Below are 2,761 nucleotides of genomic sequence, written 5' to 3'. Positions count from 1 at the left end.
GACCCTGGTTACGCAGCCGGCGACCGGCACCACGACCGTGACCGGTACCAACATCACCTACACGCCGCTGGCCACCGCCTCGGGCACCGCGAGCATCGTCTACACATTGAACAACGCCTATGGCGCTTCGGCTCCGATCACCACCACGATCACCATCAACCAGGTGCCTGTGGCGGTCTCGCGCCGGGTCAGTGCCAATGCGGGTGTTGCGGCGGTGGTCGAGCTCACGACCGACGCCACCGGCGGCCCGTTCACTGCGGCCACCCTGGTGTCGCTGTCGCCGGCCAGTGCGGGCACGGCCACCGTCGCGCCTTCCGGCAGCAGTGCCAGCGCGGGCTATCGCCTGACCTTCACTCCGGCGGCCACCTTCGCCGGTACCGCCACGGCCACCTTCACCCTGAGCAACACGTTCGCGACGTCAGCGCCGGCGACCATCGACTTTGATGTAATCGGCCGACCGGACCCGACCCTGGACGCGGAAGTGATGGGCCTGCTGGGCGCGCAGACCGCTTCCACCCGTCGCTTCGCCACTGCGCAGATCGGCAACTTCCAGCGGCGCATGGAAGGCCTGCATGGTGCTGGCAGAGGGGAGCGCTTCGAGAACGGGCTGAGCTTCGGCGTCGACCGCGATCGTCGCTGCCAGGATGAGGTGCGACGCATGCCGGGCGGCGATTGCCGCCAGGTGACCGCGCTGGACGAATCTGTGCTGAGGGACGACGTTGCTGTAGCGCCCGTCGGCGGGGATCGCGGCAAACATAGCGGCGATGGCGATAACGGCGCCCTGACCCTGTGGACCGGCGGTTCGATCAACAGCGGTGATCGCGATGGTCGCTCGGGCAGCGCCGGCTTCGACTTCCAGACCAGCGGCATCAGTGCCGGTGCCGACACCCGGGTGAACCAGGCATTCGCCTTCGGCGGAGGTATCGGCTATGGCCGCGACACTACCGACGTCGGTCACAACGACACCCGCAGCCACGGCGAGAGCTATACCCTGGCTGCGTACGCCAGCTATCACCCGGGCCAGTACTTCTTCGTTGATGGCCTGCTGGGTTATCAGTTGCTGTCGTTCGATTCGCGCCGCTACGTGACTGCCAATGGCGCGATGGTGCAAGGTGACCGCGACGGCAAGCAGTGGTTCGCCTCGCTGTCGGTCGGTGGCGACTACCAGCGCGACCGGTTGTCGGTGAGCCCGTACGCGCGCCTGGATCTGGCCCGCGCCACATTGAACGGCTATACCGAACGCGGCGACGCCATCTACGCCCTGCGCTACGAGGACCAGGATGTGGACACCACCACCGCCAGCCTGGGCGTGCACATGGACTATCGCTTCCCGGTCCGCTTCGGCACGCTGTCGCCACAGTTGCGGTTCGAGTACCAGCACGACTTCCAGGACGCCAGCTCGGTGACGATGGGCTACGCCGATCTGCCGGGCGGTCCGTTCTACCGCGGCGAAATCGACGGGCTCAAGCGCAACCGGTTCGTGTTCGGTCTGGGTGCGGTGCTGCAGACCGAGCGCGACCTCAGCCTGCGGATCGAGTACCGCGGCCTGTTCGGCAGCAGCGAAGACACCGACCACGGTGTGCAGCTGAACCTGGAAAAGAAGTACTGATCACGTGGGGCGCGGCGACGCGCCCCACCCTACCGGCAACGCCGGTCGTGCATGTCGAAGGCATCGGCTGGTCCTGCTGCCGATCAAGTCGGCCGGGCATGGGCCCGGCGCTACGGCACAGCCCTCAATTGGCCAGGGCGAAATCCAACCCCGCACACACCGCTGCCACCTGGGCGTCGTTGCATTCCTGCGGGTTGGTGCGCGGGCTGTCCGGGTACACCTCGGTGGTGGTGGCATACAGCGCATCGGTGAAGCCGGCACATGCACCAATGGAACGCGACTCGCCCCACACCACGCCCAGCGACTGCAGCGGCATGCCCACCAGATTGCCCTCGGCGTCGGCCGGGGCAATGTGGGTGATCGGGGCCACGGCAGCGATCAACGCCTTCTGGAATTCGTGCTGCGGGTCTTCGCTGTTGCCGATCACATAGAAGCCATCGGGAATGGTGTCGCGCTCGAACGGCTTGCCGTCGCGGGCGCAACGGGCCGGGTCGAACTCGTGCAGGTCGCTGTCGGTGGTTTCGTGCAGGTCCAGGTGGACCCGGATGTTGGCCTTGCGTTCGGCCACCCAGCGCATCAGCGAGGCGGCTTCTTCGATCAGGCCGCCGTCACGGAAACTGCGGTTGGGGTCGATGGCATTGGGATTCCAGCGCTGGATGCGCTCGTAGCCCCACGGGCTCACGCACGGGGCCACGATCAGGTTGAAGCGGCCCAGGTAACGCTCGGCGTGCTGTTCCAGGAACTGCAGGGCGCCGTGCACGCCGCTGGTTTCGTAGCCATGCACGCCGCCGGTGACCAGCGCGGTGGGCAGGGCCGGGTTCCAGTCGTGGTTCACCACCGCAAACAGCGGGTAGTGGTCCGGGGCGTAGTCAAGCTGGCCGTACTGGACCACGTCGAAGCGCTCGTCCAGCCGCTCCAGCGCGGTCACCACGTCCTCGTGGTAGCTGCGCTGCCGCTGCTGGCGGGCCCGCCACTGCGCGCGTTCGGCGTCGCCCCAGGGCTGTCCGGGGGTGCCGATCGGGTAGAACTGCGCAACGGTCATCTCAAGCTCCAGAAGTCGGGGTGCGGTGGTACAGCCGACCATTTTAAGCCCTGTGGCCCGATCGTTGCTGCCCCCGCACCCCGCCTTCATACGGCCGCCCTCATCTGGTT

2 protein-coding genes are annotated in these 2,761 nt (G+C 67.1%); one reads left to right on the top strand and one right to left on the bottom strand.

The annotated features are described in order from the left end of the window. Positions 1-1,609 (top strand): autotransporter outer membrane beta-barrel domain-containing protein (locus DBR20_RS09915; RefSeq protein WP_181393061.1); only part of this gene is annotated, 1,609 nt, incomplete at its 5' end. A gap of 124 nt (positions 1,610-1,733) precedes the next feature. Here DBR20_RS09915 and DBR20_RS09910 read toward each other — a convergent pair. Continuing rightward, a complete protein-coding gene (locus DBR20_RS09910) occupies positions 1,734-2,651 on the bottom strand; it encodes a M14 family metallocarboxypeptidase (RefSeq protein ID WP_025874316.1) in 918 nt (305 codons plus the stop codon). Positions 2,652-2,761: the final 110 nt, after the last annotated feature.

It is taken from the genome of Stenotrophomonas sp. HMWF023, assembly GCF_003060985.1.
Classification (GTDB): domain Bacteria; phylum Pseudomonadota; class Gammaproteobacteria; order Xanthomonadales; family Xanthomonadaceae; genus Stenotrophomonas; species Stenotrophomonas lactitubi.
This window is presented reverse-complemented; position numbering and strand designations above follow the sequence as displayed.